Source organism: Streptosporangium sp. NPDC000095 (assembly GCF_042899335.1).
In the GTDB taxonomy this organism is placed as follows: Bacteria; Actinomycetota; Actinomycetes; order Streptosporangiales; family Streptosporangiaceae; genus Streptosporangium.
The window spans coordinates 190543-206680 of sequence record NZ_JBIAZS010000009.1 but is presented as its reverse complement, the minus strand read 5'-3'; the positions used below and the strand labels follow the sequence as shown (position 1 = coordinate 206680).

Sequence of the window (16138 nt, the reverse complement as noted above, 5' to 3'; positions counted from 1 at the left end):
TCGAGAAGTGGTTTTATGATGGCCACCATGGACCGGTATCTCAGCGGTACCCAGCTCGCCCGCCTCCTCGCGATCGACCCCGCGGCCAGGCCGTACTACCGGGCCCTGGCCAGGACCGTGCGGTCGCTGGTCCTCGACGGGCGACTGCCCGTGCGGGTGCGCATGCCCGCCGAGCGGCACCTCGCCGAGGCCCTGGGCGTCAGCCGCACCACCGTGACCTCGGCCTACGACCTGCTCCGCGAGCAGGGATACCTGGAGAGCAGGCAGGGGGCGGGGAGCTGGACCGCGCTGCCCGACGCGGGTTCGCTGGGCGCCGACAACCCGTGGATCGCCGCCGTGGACGACGGGCTGCTGCCGCTGCACGCCGCGGCCCCGAGCGCGATCTCGTCGCTGCCCGACGCGATCGCCGCCGCCGCCGGCCAGTATCCCCGCTACACACTCGGCATGGGCTACGACCCGGTCGGGATCGCTCCGCTGCGCCAGGCGATCGCGGCCCGCTACACCGCGCGCGGGGTGGCCACCCGGCCCGAGCAGATCCTCGTCACCACCGGCGCCCAGCAGGCCATCCACCTGGTGACCGCGATGCTGCTCTCGCCGGGAGACCCGATGCTGCTGGAGTCGCCCACCTACCCGCACGTCATTGGCCTGGCCAGGATGCGCGGCGCCAGGATCGTCCCGGTCGGCGTGCCGGACGAGGGCTGGCGTGACCTGGACCTGCTGACCTGTGCGATGCGCCAGTCGGCCGCCCGCCTCGCGTACGTCATCCCCGACTTCCAGAACCCGACCGGGCATCTGATGGACGACACCGCGCGGGCGGCCCTGGCCGCCGCGGCGAGGCGGTACGGCACCACTCTGGTGGTCGACGAGAGCTGGGGCGAGCTCGCGATCGACAAGGGGCCCGAGGTCACGCCGCTGGCCGCTTTCGACACCGACGGCAGAGTGATCACCATCGGATCGGCGTCCAAGCTGTGGTGGGGCGGGTTGCGCATCGGCTGGATCCGCACCACCGCCGCCACGGTCCGTCACCTGGCGATGCTCCGCGCCTCCGTGGACATCGCGAGCCCTCTCTTCGAGCAACTGGTGGTGGCCGGATTGTTCGAGGACATCGAGGAGGCCAGGACCGAGCGGGCCCGTCTCCTCGGCGCCTCCAGGGACGTCCTGGCGGCGGAGCTGGCGGCGCGCATGCCCGACTGGAGCTTCACGTTGCCCGCGGGTGGCGGCTCCATCTGGGTGCGGCTCTCCGGCCCCACAGCCACCGCGCTCGCCGACGCGGCCGCCTGCCAGGGGGTTCGTCTCGCCCCCGGCCGGTGGTTCGGCGTGGACGGCACCCTGGAGGGGAGACTCCGCCTCCCCTTCACCCACCCACCTCAGGTCCTCGTCGAGGCGGTGCGGCGCATCGCCGAGGCCAGGATCAGGGGCGCGTACGGCACCCGGCCCGCCGAACCCCTCACTCCGGCCCTGTGAACGGCCCTGTGAATCCCCGCGAGGCGGCGAGTGGGCCGACGGGGCACTCTGCGGCAGGGCGGGGCGCGCGGCTCACTCCGAGGTGACGCCCCTGGCCAGCGGGGCCCGCAGTTTCAGCCGCATGGCCGCGATCCGCAGCCCGAAGGCGAGGAGTGCGGCGGACAGCGTGGCCGGCCAGCCGTGCAGGGCGAGGGTGTAGAGCGACGCCATCAGTGCCGAGCCGAGCATGGCGGGCACCGCGTACAACTGGCGGTCGTACAGCAGGGTGGGGATCTGCCCGGCGAGGATGTCGCGCAGGATGCCGCCGCCGACCGCGGTGGTGACCCCGAGCAGGACGGCGTGCAGCGGGGTGAGGCCGAAGTACATCGCCTTCTCGGTGCCGACCGCGCAGAACAGGCCGAGTCCCGCGGCGTCGAAGACGTTCACCGCGGGCATCACCCGCTCGACGTGCGGATGCCAGAAGAACACGATCACCGTGGCCACCAGGGGGACGACCACGTAGCCGACACTGGAGAAGGCCGCGGGCCGTACGTTCAGGATCAGGTCGCGCAGGATCCCGCCGCCCAGCGCGGTGATCTCGGCCAGCACGGCCATGCCCACCACGTCGAGCCGCCTGCGTACACCGACGAGGGCGCCCGAGAGGGCGAAGACGAAGATCCCGACGAGATCGAGCACCATATTCACAGATAAATCATCCCATGACCGGACATATGGGCTTTCCGTGGGATCGAAGGGGCCATCAGCGTGGCGGAGCCGTGCTCGGCGTCCGATGCTCGCGCATCATCGCATGCAGCCTGCCGGCGAACGCGAACAGCACCAGCGACGCCACGATGGAGATCGTGGCGAGGGTGAGGAAGTACGCGGGCTCCGACATGTGGTTCCTCAGCCGCCCCGTCTGCCCGCCCACCGCGTCGCCCACCGAGAAGGAGAGGAACCACAGCCCGAGCATCTGACTCTTGAACGCCTCGGGGGCGAGCTTGGTGGTGACCGAGAGCCCGACCGGGCTCAGCGCCAGCTCCCCGAAGACCTGGACGAGGTAGACCAGCACCAGCCACCACACCGAGATCCTCCCGGCCTGGGCCAGCATGGCGGCGAGAGCCATGATCATGAAGCTGAGGCCGTTGATGAGAAGTCCCAGGGAGAACTTGTGGGGAGCGGTCACCCGGTCTCCCAGCCGGACCCAGAGCGCCGCGAAGACCGGCACGAAGATCATGATGAACAACGGGTTGAACGCCTGGGTGGTCGCCGGGGTGATCGACAGGCCGAAGAGCGACAGGTCCGTGTTGTTCTGGGCGAAGAACAGCAGCACGGACGGGGCCAGATCGTAGATCATCCAGAAGACGGCGGCGGCGGCGAAGAGCCAGACGTAGGCCTTCATCCGGGAGCGCTCGTCGTCGGTCAGGTTGTGGCTGCCCAGCAGGATGTAGCCGAAGTAGAGGACCGGCACGGCCACGATGAGCAGCGTCATCACCAGGGCGAAGGTGTCGAGGCTGAAAGTGCCCGAGGCCACCCACGCGGCCAGGGCGCCACCCGCCACGAGGACGGCCGCGACGAGGGCGAGGGCGAAGTGCCGGCGCTCGCGCGAGGTCAGCCGGTGGCCGGGCCGCTCGCCCACGCCCATGAGGTGGCGCGCGCCCAGCACGTACTGGGTCAGGCCCAGGGCCATCCCGACCGCCGCCGCGCCGAAACCCAGATGCCAGCGGTCGCCCGTGGCGAGCCGGCCGACGACGATGGGGGCGACGAAGGCGCCGATGTTGATGCCGAGATAGAAGATCGAGAAGCCCGCGTCCCTGCGCGCGTCGTCGTTCGGGGGGTAGAGCTTGCCGACCATCGTGGAGATGTTGGGCTTCAGCAACCCCGTCCCGGCGATGATGAGGAGCAGGCCGAGCGCGACGAAGACGCCGCCGCTGACCGGGACGGCCATGCTGATGTGGCCGAACATGATGACGACGCCGCCCCACAGCACCGCCCTGCGGGCGCCGAGTATCCGGTCGGCGATCCACCCCCCGGGCAGGGCGACGAGATAGATGAGGGCGCCGTAGATGCCGATGATCGCCTGGGCGGTCTGCTGGGTCAGCCCGAGGCCGCCCGTGGCGGGGGAGGCGGCCATGAAGGTGGCGAGGATGGCCCGCAGGCCGTACCAGCTGAAGCGCTCCCACATCTCGGTGCCGAACAGCGTGGCGAGGCCGCGCGGGTGCCCGAAGAAGGTCTTCTCGCGAACTCGTCTCCCCGATGGCATGCGTCCCCCCGAACGTCATCGCGTGATCAGAGGCTAACTCTACGTACATCCCCTGCCCGCGCGGGAAAGACGGCGGTGCGACGGGGCGTTTCTTCTTTCTCGCAGGGGTTGTCCGAGGGGAACGGCGTGTGGTGCGATGCATGCCACTCGTGCAAGTGAACACTTTCAGGAGGCACGTCATGGCCGGTGTCCTTGAGGAGCGTGCGGCGATCGAGCGGGAGATCGCGGGCCGTACGGTCTGCGATCAGTTGAAGGAGGCGGCCGAGAGCAACCCCGACGCGCCGGCGTACTCCGACCCGGTGGAGGGGGGCTGGTCGACCCTGACATACTCCCAGGCCAGGCAGCGGGTCCTGGAGATCGCGGCCGGTTTCGCCGCCCTCGGGCTGGAGCCCGGCGAGGCGGTCGCGCTCATGATGGTCAACCGCAGCGAGCACGTGCTGGCGGACCTGGGCGCGGTGCACGCCGGTGGGGTGTCCTGCTCGGTCTACTCGACCTTCGCCCCGGAGCAGGTGGCCTTCGTGGCCGGTGACGTCGGGGCGAGGATCGCGGTGCTCGGCGGACCGGCCGACCTGGCCAGGTGGGAGCCGGTCCTGGACGAACTCCCCGGGCTGCGCAAGGTCATCGTGCTGGAGGGCGCCCCGGCCGGCGACCGCTTCCTCTCCTGGGACGACTTCCTCGCCCTCGGCCGCGAGACGCTCGCCGCCGACCCCGAGGCCGTCGACGCCCGCTGGCGGGCGGTGACCGCCGACGACGTTCTCACCGTCCTGTACACCTCGGGCACCACCGGCAACCCCAAGGGCGTGCCGCTCACCCACTCCAACGTGTTCTTCGAGGTCGTGGCCACCACCCGGATGGCCGACCTGCCCAACAACGGCACCCAGATCTCCTACCTCACCTACGCGCACATCGCCGAACGGGTGCTCAGCCTCTACCTGCCGCTCTTCAAGTTCTCCCACACCCACTTCTGCACCGACCTCACCCAGCTCGGCGCCACCCTCGGCCAGGTCAAGCCGGTGCTGTTCTTCGGCGTGCCACGCGTGTGGGAGAAGATGATGGCCCGCCTGCAGGCACTGCTGGCGACCCAGCCGGAGGAGCAGCAGGAGGGCGTGCGCGGGGCGATGGCCGCCGGGCTCGCCTACGTCGAGGCCAACCAGTACGGGCGCACCCCCTCGCCCGAGGTCCTGGCCGCCTACGAGCAGGCCGACGCCGCCCTGCTCTCGATCATCCGGTCGATGATCGGTTTCGACAACGCGGGCTGGCTCGCCACCGCGGCCGCGCCCATGCCGCTGGAGGTCCAGCGCTTCTTCGCCGGTCTCGGCCTGCGGATCCTGGACGTGTACGGCATGACCGAGACGACCGGCGCGTTCACCGCGAACGCCCCCGAGCGCTTCAAGCTCGGCACGGTCGGGCAGGCGGGTCCCGGCGTCGAGGTCAGGATCGCCGAGGACGGTGAGATCATCACCCGCAGCCCGGCCAACACCCGCGGCTACCTCGGGCGCCCCGAGGCCACCGCCGAACTCCTCGACGAGGACGGCTGGCTGCACACCGGAGACGTGGGCTCCATCGACGAGGACGGCTTCGTCAGCATCGTCGACCGCAAGAAGGAGCTCATCATCACCTCCGGGGGGGAGAACATCTCCCCGGCCAACATCGAGAACCACCTCAAGGAGCACCCGCTCATCGGCCAGGCCCTCGCCTACGGCGACAGCAGGCCGTACCCGGTGGCGATCCTCACCCTCGACGGCGAGGTGGCCCCGGGCTGGGCACAGGCCAACGGCATCTCGTTCACCACCCTGGCCGACCTCGCCGAGCACCCCGACGTCCTCAAGGCCGTCGAGGGCGCGATCGCCGCCGCCAACGAGAAGCTGGCCCGCGTCCAGCAGGTCAAGCGCTGGCGCCTGCTGCCGGTGGAGTGGACGGCCGAGAGCGCGGAGCTCACCCCGAGCCTGAAGCTCAAGCGCCGCGTCATCCACTCCAGGTACGCGGAGATCATCGACGGCATGTACGAGAGCTGATCGCGGGCCGTCCACGAGCCGCCCGGCGCCCGCCGTCGCCGGGCGCCGGGCACCCTCCCTCCCGGGCGCGGGGCCCTGCCGGAGAACGGTCACGGCGGCCGGTCCCCGCTTTGCCCAACGGGGCGTGTGTCCTCTACCTGCTTGTTACCGGCGGCCTCCTAGCGTCCTGATCATGACGATGAGAGTTCTTCTCGCCTCCCTGGCGGCCGGAGCAGCGACCCTGCCGGTACCGGCAGGAGCCCCGGTTGCGGCCGTCGAGGACCTGACGATCCGCTCGGTGACCTTGCGCCCCGCGACCCCGGTGGTCGGGCCCGCCGACTCCGTGCGCATGGTGATAGAGGTGGTGGCCCGGGGGGTCACCGGCCCCGAGGGGGTGAGGATCAAGGTCGAGCCCGGCGCGCCTCCCGCCTCGGCGCACACCTCCTTCCCCGTCACCGCGTCCCGCCCGGGGACGCCCGCGCGGCCGGGGCCCGGCCGGGGCCCTGCCCTCGCGCCCGGTCCGGTGCCCGGCCCGGCCTCCTCCGCCCGCCTCGCCCCCGGCGCGGCCGGGGCGACGAGCCAAGAGGGCGGCTCCCGCCCGGCAACGGGCTGGGAGACCTGGCGGTTCGCCCCGGAGAGGAGCCTGAACCGCTGGTACCCGGCGGGACCCTGGACGGTCTCGGTGACCGCCAAAGGCGCGGACGGCGCCGAGGTGACCGGGTACACGGGCTTCCTGCTGAAACGCCTGACCAGGTTCGGCGGGGTCGAGGCCGTCAGAGAGGGTTCGGGTGTACGGGTGACGGGCGTGCTGAACAGGGTCGATCCCCAGGGGGACCTCGACTACGCGCCCTTCCCCGGCCAGCCCGTGGAGATCCTGCACCGGCCGGGGGAGAAGGCCCAGTGGAAGAAGGTGGCCGGTGCCACGACCGACTCCCGGGGACATTTCACCAGGGCCGTGGGCGATCGCACGGGTGGTGAATGGCGGATCCGCTTCCAGGGCACGAACCACTACGCCCCGAGGCTGGGCATCGTCCACCAGGTCTCGCGCTAGGGGTGTCTCCCGTAGGCGCCGCACCGGTGAGGGTCAGGCCAGGGCGTGCACCGCCGCGCCGAACAGGGAGGGCATCCGCCGGGCGGCCGGGACGATGAGCCGTCCCGCCGTCCGGTACCTGCGGGTGCCCACCAGCGCCCCGGTGAGCAGCCGGTGGCGCCGGGACAGCCGCAACCAGGCGGCCTCGTACGATCCGGGGGTGCCGGCCCGCAGGCAGTCCACCAGCAACCGCGCGGACGTCAGCGCGAGCGACACCCCCTCCCCGGTGAGCGCGTCGACGTAGCCGGCCGCGTCGCCGACGAGCAGCACCCGCCCGGCCACCCGGGCGCGTACCCGCTGGCGTAGCGGCCCGGCCCCGCGCACCGGGGTCGCCGCCGGTCCCCGCAGTCGTTCCAGAAGTGCGGGGAAGTCCGCCAGGTGCTCCGGGTAGCCGCGCCGCCGCGAGCTCAGCACGGCGACGCCCACCAGGTTCTCGCCCACCGGCGTCACGTACGCCTCGCCGTCCGCCGCCCAGTGGACCTCGACGAAGTCCGTCCACGGCGCGACCGGGTAGTGCCGTCGCAGCCCGTACCTGCGCGGCCCGCGTCCCGGCAGCTCCAGCCCGAGCAGGGCGCGCAACGGGGAGTGCAGGCCGTCCGCGGCCACCAGCCATCGGGCACGCAGGCCCGCGGCCTCGACCCCGTCGCCGTCCTGCCGTACGCCGTCCACCTTGCCGGGCACGACCTGCACGCCCAGCTCCCGCGCACGCAGGGCCAGAGCGGCGTGCAGCGCGGTCCGCCGCACGCCCAGGCCGGACCCGTCGCGGAACGCCGCCTCCACCTCGTGCCGCCGGTCCAGGTAGCGGATGCCGCGCAGCGGCCTGCCCTCGACCCGAACTCCCAGCGCCCCCAGGGCGGCGGTCCCGCTGGGCATCAGCCCCTCACCGCACGCCTTGTCCACCGGGACGGCGCGGGGCTCGACGACGACCGCCTCCATCCCCGCCATGGCGGCGTGGATGGCGGTGGCGAGACCGGCCGGGCCTCCGCCCGCGATCAGGACGTCGATCACGTCGGTGTCCCGCCGGCGCCCGGCGGAGCGTCGGTGACCGGCGCGTCCTTCGACGGCCGGGTTCCCGCCCCGGTGGACAGCGCGGTGGACGGCGCGGTCAACGAGGTCGTGACGGGTGGCGCCGCGGCGAGTGAGGCCAGGGCGTCGTTCTCGCAGCGGATTCGCACCACCATCAGCGCGGCGTTGAGCACGGTGAACACCAGCGCGGTGACCCACGCGCTGTGCACCAGTGGCAGCGCGGCACCCTCGACGGCGACCGCGACGTAGTTGGGATGGCGCAGCCACCGCAGCCGGTAGGGGCCGCGCTCCACGAGCGTCAGGCCGGGCACGACGATGACCTGGGTGTTCCACTGCGGGCCCAGGGAGGTGATGCACCACCAGCGCAGGCCCTGCGCCGCGACCACCAGGACGACCATCGGCCAGCCGAGAGCGGGCACGAAGGGCCGGTCGGCGAGGCCCGCCTCCAACAGGCATCCGGCGAGCAGGCCGGTGTGCAGGACGACCATCCACGGGTAGTGTCCCTGCCCGGACATCACCCCGCCGCGCGCCATGCTCCAGCGCGCGTTGCGGCGGGCGACGACCAGCTCGGCGACGCGCTCCAGGCCGACGAGCAGCACGAGCAGTGGATACCAGGACGACAGATGCCAGGACATCGGGCTCCTACCAGCGCAGCAGTACGAGTTCTGAGCAGAAGCCGGGCCCCATCGCGAGGAGGAGCCCCGGCGTGCCCGGCGGCGGTGGCCGCAGGGCGAGCGTATCCCGCAGGACGTGCAGGACGGAGGACGAGGACAGGTTCCCGATCGCGGCGAGCGAGCGCCAGGTGAGGTCCAGCGCGTCCTCGGGAAGCCGCAGCGTCTCCGCCACCGCCTCCAGGACCTTCGGGCCGCCCGGGTGGCAGACCCACGCCGTCACGTCCTCGACCCGCAGGCCGTGGTCGCGCAGGAAGCCGTGCACGTCGTCCGCCAGATAGGTGCGCACCACGTCGGGGACGCTCGCGTCGAGCACCACCCGAAAGCCGGTGTCGCCGACGTGCCAGCCCATCACGTGCTCGGAATCGGGATACAGGTGGCTGCGCGAGGCCACCACCGTCGGTCCCGCCATCGCGACCGGCGCCTCGGGAACTCCGTACGAACCGGCGGGCTCGGGGAGCAGCCGGTGCGTCACGGGGGAGGACCTCACGAATCCCGAGACGGATCCCGAGGACGCCGACGGGATGGAAGGGCTGGACAGGGGGAGCCTGTGGTGCGGGGCGGGTGCGCTGTTCGGCGGAGATGACCCGGCGGGCCCGGCGGGCCGCGTCGTCGCGGACGCGCCGCCCGCCCCGGTGGCGCGGGAGGTCGCGGACGGCCCGGAACGCCGTGGCCGCCACCCGTCTCCGCAGGCCACCACGGCCGTCGCCCCGTCGCCGAACAGGGCGCTCGCGACCATGTTGGCGATGGAGTCGTCACCGCGCTGCAGGGTGAGGGAGCACAGCTCGACCGAGAGCAGCACCGCCAGGTGGTCCGGCCAGCCGCGCAGGTAGTCGTGGAGGCGGGCGACACCCGCGGCTCCCGCGACACAGCCCAGGCCGAAGACCGGCATCCGCTTGACGTCCGGGCGCAGCCCGAGCCGTCCGGCCAGCCGGGCGTCCACCGAGGGCGCCGCGACACCGGTCACCGAGGTGAAGAGAATCATGTCCACGTCCTCGGGGGCGGCCCCCGCGTCCTCCAGCGCCCCGCCCACCGCCTCGGCGCCGAGTTCCACGGCCGTCTCCACGAACGCGTCGTTGGCCGCACCGAAGCCGTCCAGCTTGGCGTACCGTTCGAGCGGCAGCGTCAGGTGCCGTGACTCCACCCGCGCGGAGGCGTGCAGCCTGTCGAGCAGCCGTCGGCTGGCCCCCTCGGGAAGGCACGCTCGCGCGAACGCGTCGGTGATCTCTGACTGGGAGTGGCGGTTCGGCGGGAGCGCACCGCGGACAGCGATGATTCGCGTCATTTATTGACCCCCGGCTCGCGAACAGCGGACACCTCCCTCTTGCCCACCTGCTGTGTACTGCATGCGTCACGAAGTCCTCTGTGCCCGTTTTCAAAGCGCTCAGGTACGGCAGGGAGTCGCGTTCGGGCTTCGTGAGGTTCCCGCCTACGATCGACGGGTGACGACGAGCGGTCCATCGCGCCTGGGTACCCGGCCGTTGCTCCGGGCCGTACGGGGGTTGTCGCTGGCCTGTCACCCGGGGCCGACCGTCGCGGTCACCGTCCTGGTGACCGCGCTGGCCGTCGCGAGCGGGCGCGACGCGGCCGGGTGCGTCCTGGTGGCGGCGGCCGTGTCGACGGGGCAACTCTCGATCGGCTGGTGCAACGACGCGGTCGACGCGGCGCGGGACGCCGCCGCTCACCGCACCGGCAAGCCGGTCGCCTCCGGCGCGGTGAGCGTCCGTACCGTGTGGGTCGCCGCCATCGCGGCGCTGGTGCTCTGCGTGCCGCTCTCCCTCGCCTCGGGGCCCGCCGCCGGCGCCGTCCACCTGGTCGGCGTCGCCGCGGCGTGGGCCTACGATCTCGGGCTCAAGGCGACCGCGCTGTCCTGGTTGCCGTACGCGGTGGGGTTCGGCTCGCTGCCGGGGTTCGTGACCCTGGGCCTGCCGGGACATCCGTGGCCCGCCTGGTGGGCGGTGACGGCCGCCGCGCTGCTCGGCTGCGGAGCGCACCTGGCCAACGTGCTGCCCGACATCCCCGCGGACCTCGCCGCCGGGGTGAGGGGCTGGCCGCAGAGACTCGGCGTCGCTCGCGTCCGCGTCCTGATCCCGGTGCCCCTGCTGGCCGCGACGGTCCTGCTCGTGCTGGGGCCCCCGGGCCCTCCGGGCGCGGGCGGCTGGGCCGCCCTGGCCGTGGCGGGGGCCCTCACCGCCGGAGGGCTGGCACTGGGCCGGGGCTCTTCACGCGTTCCCTTCGCCGCGGCGATCGCCGTCGCCGCGGTCGACGTCGTCCTGCTGCTCGCGCGCGGCACCGCCATCACCGCACTCTGACCGGCCCGCACCCGGCCCTCATCCGGCTCGTCGGCTCCCGGCAGGCTCGCGTCCTGGTCCGTTCCCGAAGAGGTCCGGCCGAGGCGACCGTCCCCCTCGCGGTTCAGCGAGTCGTCGCCGGTGGCGCGGACACCGGGTCGTCCCAGGAGATCCGGTAGTCGTGTATCCAGGCCAGCGCGTTCCTTCTGTCCACCTGCCGCATGATGGCGGGGAGCGTGAGGTCGCGGAGAAAGGCGCCGACGGCTCCCGGCGCCTTGCCGCTTCCGTTGCGTTTGCCGTGCGCCACGATCCGTTCCACCCTGGCCCGCCGCAGTCTCTCGAAGGCGGCGAACGCCTCAGGGGTGGCGGGGATGTCACGCAGGCACTTGGCCAGCACCACCGCGTCCTCGATCGCCATGGACGCCCCCTGGCCCGACGAGGGTGAGGCCGCGTGCGCGGCGTCACCCAGGATCACCATGCGTTCGTTGAACCACTTCGGCACGGTCGGGAGATCGTAGGTGTTCCAGCCGGCCGGAATGTCGTCCGTCGCGCCGATGATGTCGAGCATCGGCCCGGTGTCGTCCCTGAACAACTCCATCAGCATGGCGCGCCAGCGCTCGGGGGTGAGCGCCGCGAGTTCCTCGGCGGTGGGCTCGACAGGACTCGGAGGGTTGGCGAACCACCACACCTGCCCGTCCGGGTGGGGAAGGTAGCCGAAGAAGGCACGCCTGCCGAAGATGAAGTGGTTCGTTCCCGGTTCGCCCGGCACCTCGACGCCGTCCGCGAAGCCGCCCGTGTTCAGCAGTCCGACGTGCCGGGCGCGAGGTGCGCCGGGGTCGATGACGGTGCGGGTGCGCGAGCGGAGGCCGTCGGCGCCGACGAGCAGGTCGCCCTCGGCCGTGCCTCCGTCGGCGAAGACCGCCCGTACCCCGTCCGCGGTGACCGAGGCGTCGGTGAGGCGCTTGCCGTAGTGGATCCGCACGCCGCGCCGTACGGCCTCGTCGCGCAGCGCCAGGTAGAGGTCGGCGCGCCTCAGCGTCCGGCTGGGCTGCCGGGTGGAGGCGAGCGGCCTGCCTCGGCCGTTGAGCATCAGCATCCGCGAGGAGTCCATGCCCAGGTCGCGGACGAGGTCGTGCAGGTCGAGGAGGCGCAGGGCCTCGATCCCGTTGACCGCGAGTGTGAGGAAGACGCCCACGCCTTCCGATCCGCGGTCGTAGGCCTCGAAGACCTCGGAGTCCACCCCGGCACGCCGCAGGGCCATCGCCGTCACCGGCCCCGCGATGCCCCCGCCGATGATCAATGCTTTCTTAGTCATAAAATGACTATACATAGAATAACTATTGGATGGCGACCCCTACGATGTTCGCCATGTCTACGAGGCGATCTCCCCTGGCCATGGCGTTGCTCTCCCTGGTCGTCGAGGCGCCGATGCACGCGTACCAGATGCAGCGTCTGATCAGGGAGCGGCGCAAGGACGACGTGGTCAACGTGGCGCAGCGCAACAGCGTGTACCAGACCATCGACCGGCTGTTGCGCGACGGGCTCATCGCGGTCCGCGAGACCTCGCGCGAGGAGAACCGCCCGGAGCGGACCGTCTACGAGCCCACCGACGCGGGCCGCGACACGCTGCGGCGGTGGATGCGGACGATGCTCTCCGAGCGGGCCCGAGAGTTTCCCGAGTTTCCCGCCGCGCTCGCCTTCATGCTCGTGCTGCCGCCCGAGGAGGTCCGCGCCGCGCTCGAGGAGCGCCTGACCTCTCTGCGGGCGCGGCTGTCGGAGCTGGAGGCGGACCTGGCCGAGGGGGGGAGGTTCCTGCCCCGTGTCTTCCTGGTGGAGTCCGAGTATCAGCGGGTCGTGCTCGGGGCCGAACTCGACTATGTCCGCGGCCTCGTCGCCGACCTGCGCGCGGGCCTGCTCGACTGGGACTATCGCATGTAGTGCCGGAACCGGCGGGCATGCGGCCTCTTCGGCGCCTCTGCCGGAAAACACGTGCCCGTGGCCGGGGGAGTCTGCCCGGGTCCTTGCCGACGCCGTTCTCCTGGCCACATGTGGCCATCTCATTGCCGCCGGAAAAATGTGGTGGAAGTGTCGTGATTCCTCCGAAAAGTAACCGGGAGATCACCATGAGTCAATCCACGCACCTGACCCCCAAGCAGGCGCGGATGGCGGCCGTGCAGGCGGCGATCGGCAAGACGAAGATGAGCACGGCCAAGCTGTGGAACCCCTGGCCGCAGCTGCTGGACGACGACGTCGTCATCAAGAAGCTGGAGGTCTCGGCCGGTGGTGGGAACGTTCCAGAAATCATTCCCGACGGCCAGCAGTTCTCCGACCTCAAGCCCGTGCGCCTGCCGGCGATCGGCAGGGAGGCGGGACTCGGCGGGCCGGTGACCCAGTCCACGTTCGCCGAGGCGCGCGAGAAGATCAAGAGCAAGTACGTCGCGACCGGGCGGGCCAACTACCGCGGACTCGCCAGTGCCAACTGCACGCTCTTCGCCTGCTGCGTCATCGGGATGCTCGCGGACCAGCCCAAGCTGCTCGGCTCGGGCGTCAAGGTAGAGCTGGTCAACTTCCGCGACACCACAGGGGGCGCCGGCCACGCCTACGTCGTCGTGGGACGCGGTGAGGGCGATGTGGGCGACATCAAGTCCTACGGGTCCGACTGCTTCTTCGTCGACCAGTGGTACGCCCGCCACAAGAGCGGCACGCCGGGCGTCCAGGGAGTGAAGGACGCCGTTCCCGGTGAGTCTCCCAACCCCTTCTGGGACCTCGATTTCTACGCCTTCATGAGCGACGAGACCTCCCCGGTCGTGAAGCTCACCTTCACCAGCGACGAACTGCCCAAGCTCGGACTCTGACCCCCCGGGCGCGTCCCGCCGTCCCCGTCACCGATCGGGGCCGGCGGGCGCGGCCGTCACGTTCCTCGCCGGCCCGCCCGGCAGACGCCGGGTCCCGCCGGTCACCGGCGGGACCCAGGAGGCGCGGGGTCAGCCCTTGTAGTTGAACACCTGGCGCAGTGTGTGCTGGACCGTGACCAGATCCTCCTGGTCCGCCATCACCTGGTCGATCGGCTTGTACGCCTGTGGGTGCTCGTCCACCAGGGCGGCGGCGCGGTCCGCGTTCCAGGTGCGGCCGCGCATCGCCTCGGTGAGTGAGGCGGCCGTCAGCTCACGCTTCGCCCGGCTGCGCGACATCCTGCGGCCGGCTCCGTGTGAGCAGGAGTTGTAGGACATCGGGTTGCCGAGCCCGCGCACGATGTACGAGCGCGTCCCCATGGAGCCCGGGATCACGCCCTCGTCGCCCGTGTCGGCCTTGATGGCCCCCTTACGGGTGATCCACAGGTCCTTGCCCTCGTGTGTCTCCCGCTGTGTGAAGTTGTGATGGCAGTTGATCGTCCGAAGCCGCCGCCCCTTGCCGACGACCCGGAACAGGGCGTCGCCCAGCACCTTGTCCATCCGGGCACGCGAGGCCATGGCGTAGCGCTGGGACCACAGCATGTCCTCGATGTAGGCGGTGAACTCCGGTGTGTTCTGCACCAGGTAGGCCAGGTCGGGATCCTCCAGGCCGATCGCCTGCTTCCTCATCAGCTTCTTGGCGTCGACGATGTGCTTGGTCGCGAGCAGGTTGCCGATGCCGCGCGAGCCCGAGTGCAGCACCGTCCAGACCCGGTCACGTTCGTCGAGGCAGACCTCGACGAAGTGGTTACCGGAGCCGAGGGTGCCGAACTGCAGGGACACCTTCTTCTCCTGCTGGGAGGTGAGGTCGGTGTGCGGGCGGCCGAGGTCGCCGAGCGCGCGGTCCATGGACGGGTCGTCGTGGCCCTTGCCGACGCCGGCGGGAATCCGCCTCTCCACCAGCGGCATCAGCGCGTCGAGGGTGTCGGGGAGGTCGGCGGCGGTGAGCGTGGTCTCGGTCGCGACCATGCCGCAGCCGATGTCGACGCCGACGGCGGCCGGGATGATCGCTCCTTCGGTGGGGATCACCGATCCGACCGTCGCGCCGATGCCGACGTGCGCGTCGGGCATGAGGGCGACGTGTCCGGAGACGATCGGCAGACGGGCGGCGCGCGCAGCCTGCATGATCGTACCTTCGTCGATCTCGCTGGCCCACGACACCAGGTTCGGTGCGGGCTGGTTCGGCATCATGATCTCCTTGGTTGCGAGATCCAGTTTGCCCACGTTCCTCATGAGATCCCACCCATTTTATCGGGCGCCGTAAGTCATGATCGTGCGGCATGTCAGGAATCAACCGTCATATGGTGATGTTGGAACAACGAGGCCCGTTGGGGCCGGAAGAGAGGGCGGCCTTAAGCTGGTCCCCTGTTCCGGCAGGTGAGCGACTGATGAGAGGTGGCGTCCGGTGTTGCAGGATTCTTTCGGACGCGTGGCGACCGATCTGCGGGTGTCCCTCACCGACCGATGCAACCTGCGCTGCTCCTACTGCATGCCACCCGAGGGCCTCGAATGGCTGCAGAAACCCGACCTGCTGACCGCCGACGAGATCGTCAGGCTGGTCACCATCGGGGTGGAGCGACTCGGCATCACCGAGGTCCGCTACACCGGTGGCGAGCCGCTGCTCCGCCGCGAGCTGGTCGACATCGTGGCCCGCACCACCGCACTCGACCCCGCCCCGCAGGTCTCGCTCACCACCAACGGGATCGGGCTGAGCCGGCTGGCCGCCTCCCTGGCCGGCGCGGGTCTGCACCGGGTCAACGTCTCCCTCGACACCCTCGACCGCGAGACCTTCAAGAGGCTCGCCCACCGCGACCGCCTGTCCGACGTCCTCGAAGGGCTGGAGGCGGCCGACGCCGCCGGGCTGCGACCGGTCAAGGTGAACGCGGTGCTGATGCGCGGGATCAACGACCACGAGGCCGTGCCGCTGCTGCGTTACTGCCTGGAGCGGGGCTACGAGCTCCGGTTCATCGAGCAGATGCCGCTCGACGCCCAGCACGGCTGGCGCAGGGAGAACATGATCACGGCTGATGAGATCCTCGCCACGCTCAAGGCCGATGTCGCCCTCACCGACGCCGACTCGGCGGAGCGCGGCAGCGCCCCGGCCGAGCTGTTCCTCGTCGAGGGCGGCCCGGCCAGGGTAGGGGTGATCGGCTCGGTCACCCGTCCGTTCTGCGGTGCGTGCGACCGGGTACGGCTCACCGCCGACGGTCAGATCCGCAACTGCCTGTTCGCCACCGACGAGTCCGACCTGAGGGCCGCGATGCGCGCGGGTGCCGGTGACGACGAGATCGCCGAGCGCTGGCGATCCGCGGTCCGGATCAAGAAGGCCGGTCACGGCATCGACGATCCGACCTTCCTGCAGCCGTCCCGCCCGATGTCCGCCATCGGCGGCTGAGGTCCCCGCCACAGAAG

At 71.3% G+C, this 16138-nt stretch carries 14 protein-coding genes; 7 read left to right on the top strand and 7 right to left on the bottom strand.

Features of this window, described 5'->3' with window-relative positions:
* Window positions 1-27 precede the first annotated feature (27 nt).
* The gene (locus ACFY3V_RS21430) at window positions 28-1464 is read left to right on the top strand and encodes a PLP-dependent aminotransferase family protein (RefSeq protein WP_389775579.1); all 1437 of its coding nucleotides are present in this window, start codon (window positions 28-30) and stop codon (window positions 1462-1464) included.
* Window positions 1465-1536: 72 nt separating this feature from the next.
* Here ACFY3V_RS21430 and ACFY3V_RS21425 read toward each other — a convergent pair whose 3' ends face one another.
* Both ACFY3V_RS21425 and ACFY3V_RS21420 read right to left on the bottom strand, forming a co-directional pair.
* Window positions 1537-2142 (bottom strand): trimeric intracellular cation channel family protein, encoded by a 606-nt coding sequence (locus tag ACFY3V_RS21425; RefSeq protein ID WP_350947707.1) that lies wholly within the window; start codon window positions 2140-2142, stop codon window positions 1537-1539.
* A gap of 61 nt (window positions 2143-2203) precedes the next feature.
* Window positions 2204-3703, bottom strand: coding sequence for a peptide MFS transporter (locus ACFY3V_RS21420; protein WP_389775576.1), 1500 nt, complete (start codon window positions 3701-3703; stop codon window positions 2204-2206).
* Window positions 3704-3882: 179 nt separating this feature from the next.
* Here ACFY3V_RS21420 and ACFY3V_RS21415 point away from each other — a divergent pair, with 179 nt between their 5' ends.
* A complete protein-coding gene (locus ACFY3V_RS21415; protein WP_362897291.1) occupies window positions 3883-5718 on the top strand; it encodes an AMP-dependent synthetase/ligase in 1836 nt (611 codons plus the stop codon).
* A gap of 172 nt (window positions 5719-5890) precedes the next feature.
* On the top strand, window positions 5891-6748 hold the full coding sequence (locus tag ACFY3V_RS21410) for a hypothetical protein (protein ID WP_389775573.1): 858 nt from the start codon (window positions 5891-5893) through the stop codon (window positions 6746-6748).
* 33 nt (window positions 6749-6781) lie between these two features.
* On the opposite strand, the gene ACFY3V_RS21405 is transcribed toward ACFY3V_RS21410, so the two are convergent.
* From ACFY3V_RS21405 to ACFY3V_RS21395, 3 genes are read right to left on the bottom strand one after another with little or no spacing between them, the layout of a single operon-like run.
* Complete coding sequence (locus ACFY3V_RS21405) at window positions 6782-7795, bottom strand: NAD(P)/FAD-dependent oxidoreductase (protein WP_389775570.1); 1014 nt, start codon at window positions 7793-7795, stop codon at window positions 6782-6784.
* Entirely contained in the window at window positions 7792-8448 is a 657-nt protein-coding gene (locus tag ACFY3V_RS21400; protein ID WP_389775567.1) for an isoprenylcysteine carboxyl methyltransferase family protein, read from the bottom strand. The genes ACFY3V_RS21405 and ACFY3V_RS21400 overlap by 4 nt, the downstream gene beginning before the upstream one ends.
* Before the next feature lie 7 nt (window positions 8449-8455).
* On the bottom strand, window positions 8456-9769 hold the full coding sequence (locus tag ACFY3V_RS21395) for a 3-oxoacyl-[acyl-carrier-protein] synthase III C-terminal domain-containing protein (protein WP_362922704.1): 1314 nt from the start codon (window positions 9767-9769) through the stop codon (window positions 8456-8458).
* A gap of 157 nt (window positions 9770-9926) precedes the next feature.
* On the opposite strand from ACFY3V_RS21395, the gene ACFY3V_RS21390 reads away from it, so the two are divergent.
* Entirely contained in the window at window positions 9927-10796 is an 870-nt protein-coding gene (locus tag ACFY3V_RS21390) for a UbiA family prenyltransferase (RefSeq protein ID WP_362922702.1), read from the top strand.
* A 103-nt stretch (window positions 10797-10899) separates the two neighbouring features.
* On the opposite strand, the gene ACFY3V_RS21385 is transcribed toward ACFY3V_RS21390, so the two are convergent.
* The gene (locus tag ACFY3V_RS21385; RefSeq protein WP_350947699.1) at window positions 10900-12090 is read right to left on the bottom strand and encodes an NAD(P)/FAD-dependent oxidoreductase; all 1191 of its coding nucleotides are present in this window, start codon (window positions 12088-12090) and stop codon (window positions 10900-10902) included.
* 53 nt (window positions 12091-12143) lie between these two features.
* Here ACFY3V_RS21385 and ACFY3V_RS21380 point away from each other — a divergent pair, with 53 nt between their 5' ends.
* Together ACFY3V_RS21380 and ACFY3V_RS21375 are read left to right on the top strand one after the other, a co-directional pair.
* A complete protein-coding gene (locus tag ACFY3V_RS21380; RefSeq protein WP_389775562.1) occupies window positions 12144-12713 on the top strand; it encodes a PadR family transcriptional regulator in 570 nt (189 codons plus the stop codon).
* A 185-nt stretch (window positions 12714-12898) separates the two neighbouring features.
* Complete coding sequence (locus ACFY3V_RS21375; RefSeq protein ID WP_350947697.1) at window positions 12899-13630, top strand: hypothetical protein; 732 nt, start codon at window positions 12899-12901, stop codon at window positions 13628-13630.
* 129 nt (window positions 13631-13759) lie between these two features.
* Here the strand turns inward: ACFY3V_RS21375 and ACFY3V_RS21370 are convergent, their stop codons facing one another.
* A complete protein-coding gene (locus ACFY3V_RS21370; RefSeq protein ID WP_350947696.1) occupies window positions 13760-14950 on the bottom strand; it encodes an RtcB family protein in 1191 nt (396 codons plus the stop codon).
* Window positions 14951-15131: 181 nt separating this feature from the next.
* Between ACFY3V_RS21370 and moaA the strand changes: the two genes are divergently transcribed.
* On the top strand, window positions 15132-16121 hold the full coding sequence (moaA, locus tag ACFY3V_RS21365) for a GTP 3',8-cyclase MoaA (protein WP_362897282.1): 990 nt from the start codon (window positions 15132-15134) through the stop codon (window positions 16119-16121).
* Window positions 16122-16138 lie beyond the last annotated feature (17 nt).

What these genes read in the sequence shown, in the direction of transcription:
- ACFY3V_RS21430 (WP_389775579.1), top strand. Translation starts at nt 28, where the DNA reads ATGGACCGGTATCTCAGCGGTACCCAGCTCGCCCGCCTCCTCGCGATC.
- ACFY3V_RS21425 (WP_350947707.1), bottom strand. Translation starts at nt 2,142, where the DNA reads ATGGTGCTCGATCTCGTCGGGATCTTCGTCTTCGCCCTCTCGGGCGCC.
- ACFY3V_RS21420 (WP_389775576.1), bottom strand. Translation starts at nt 3,703, where the DNA reads ATGCCATCGGGGAGACGAGTTCGCGAGAAGACCTTCTTCGGGCACCCG.
- ACFY3V_RS21415 (WP_362897291.1), top strand. Translation starts at nt 3,883, where the DNA reads ATGGCCGGTGTCCTTGAGGAGCGTGCGGCGATCGAGCGGGAGATCGCG.
- ACFY3V_RS21410 (WP_389775573.1), top strand. Translation starts at nt 5,891, where the DNA reads ATGACGATGAGAGTTCTTCTCGCCTCCCTGGCGGCCGGAGCAGCGACC.
- ACFY3V_RS21400 (WP_389775567.1), bottom strand. Translation starts at nt 8,448, where the DNA reads ATGTCCTGGCATCTGTCGTCCTGGTATCCACTGCTCGTGCTGCTCGTC.
- ACFY3V_RS21395 (WP_362922704.1), bottom strand. Translation starts at nt 9,769, where the DNA reads ATGACGCGAATCATCGCTGTCCGCGGTGCGCTCCCGCCGAACCGCCAC.
- ACFY3V_RS21385 (WP_350947699.1), bottom strand. Translation starts at nt 12,090, where the DNA reads ATGACTAAGAAAGCATTGATCATCGGCGGGGGCATCGCGGGGCCGGTG.
- ACFY3V_RS21380 (WP_389775562.1), top strand. Translation starts at nt 12,144, where the DNA reads ATGTCTACGAGGCGATCTCCCCTGGCCATGGCGTTGCTCTCCCTGGTC.
- ACFY3V_RS21375 (WP_350947697.1), top strand. Translation starts at nt 12,899, where the DNA reads ATGAGTCAATCCACGCACCTGACCCCCAAGCAGGCGCGGATGGCGGCC.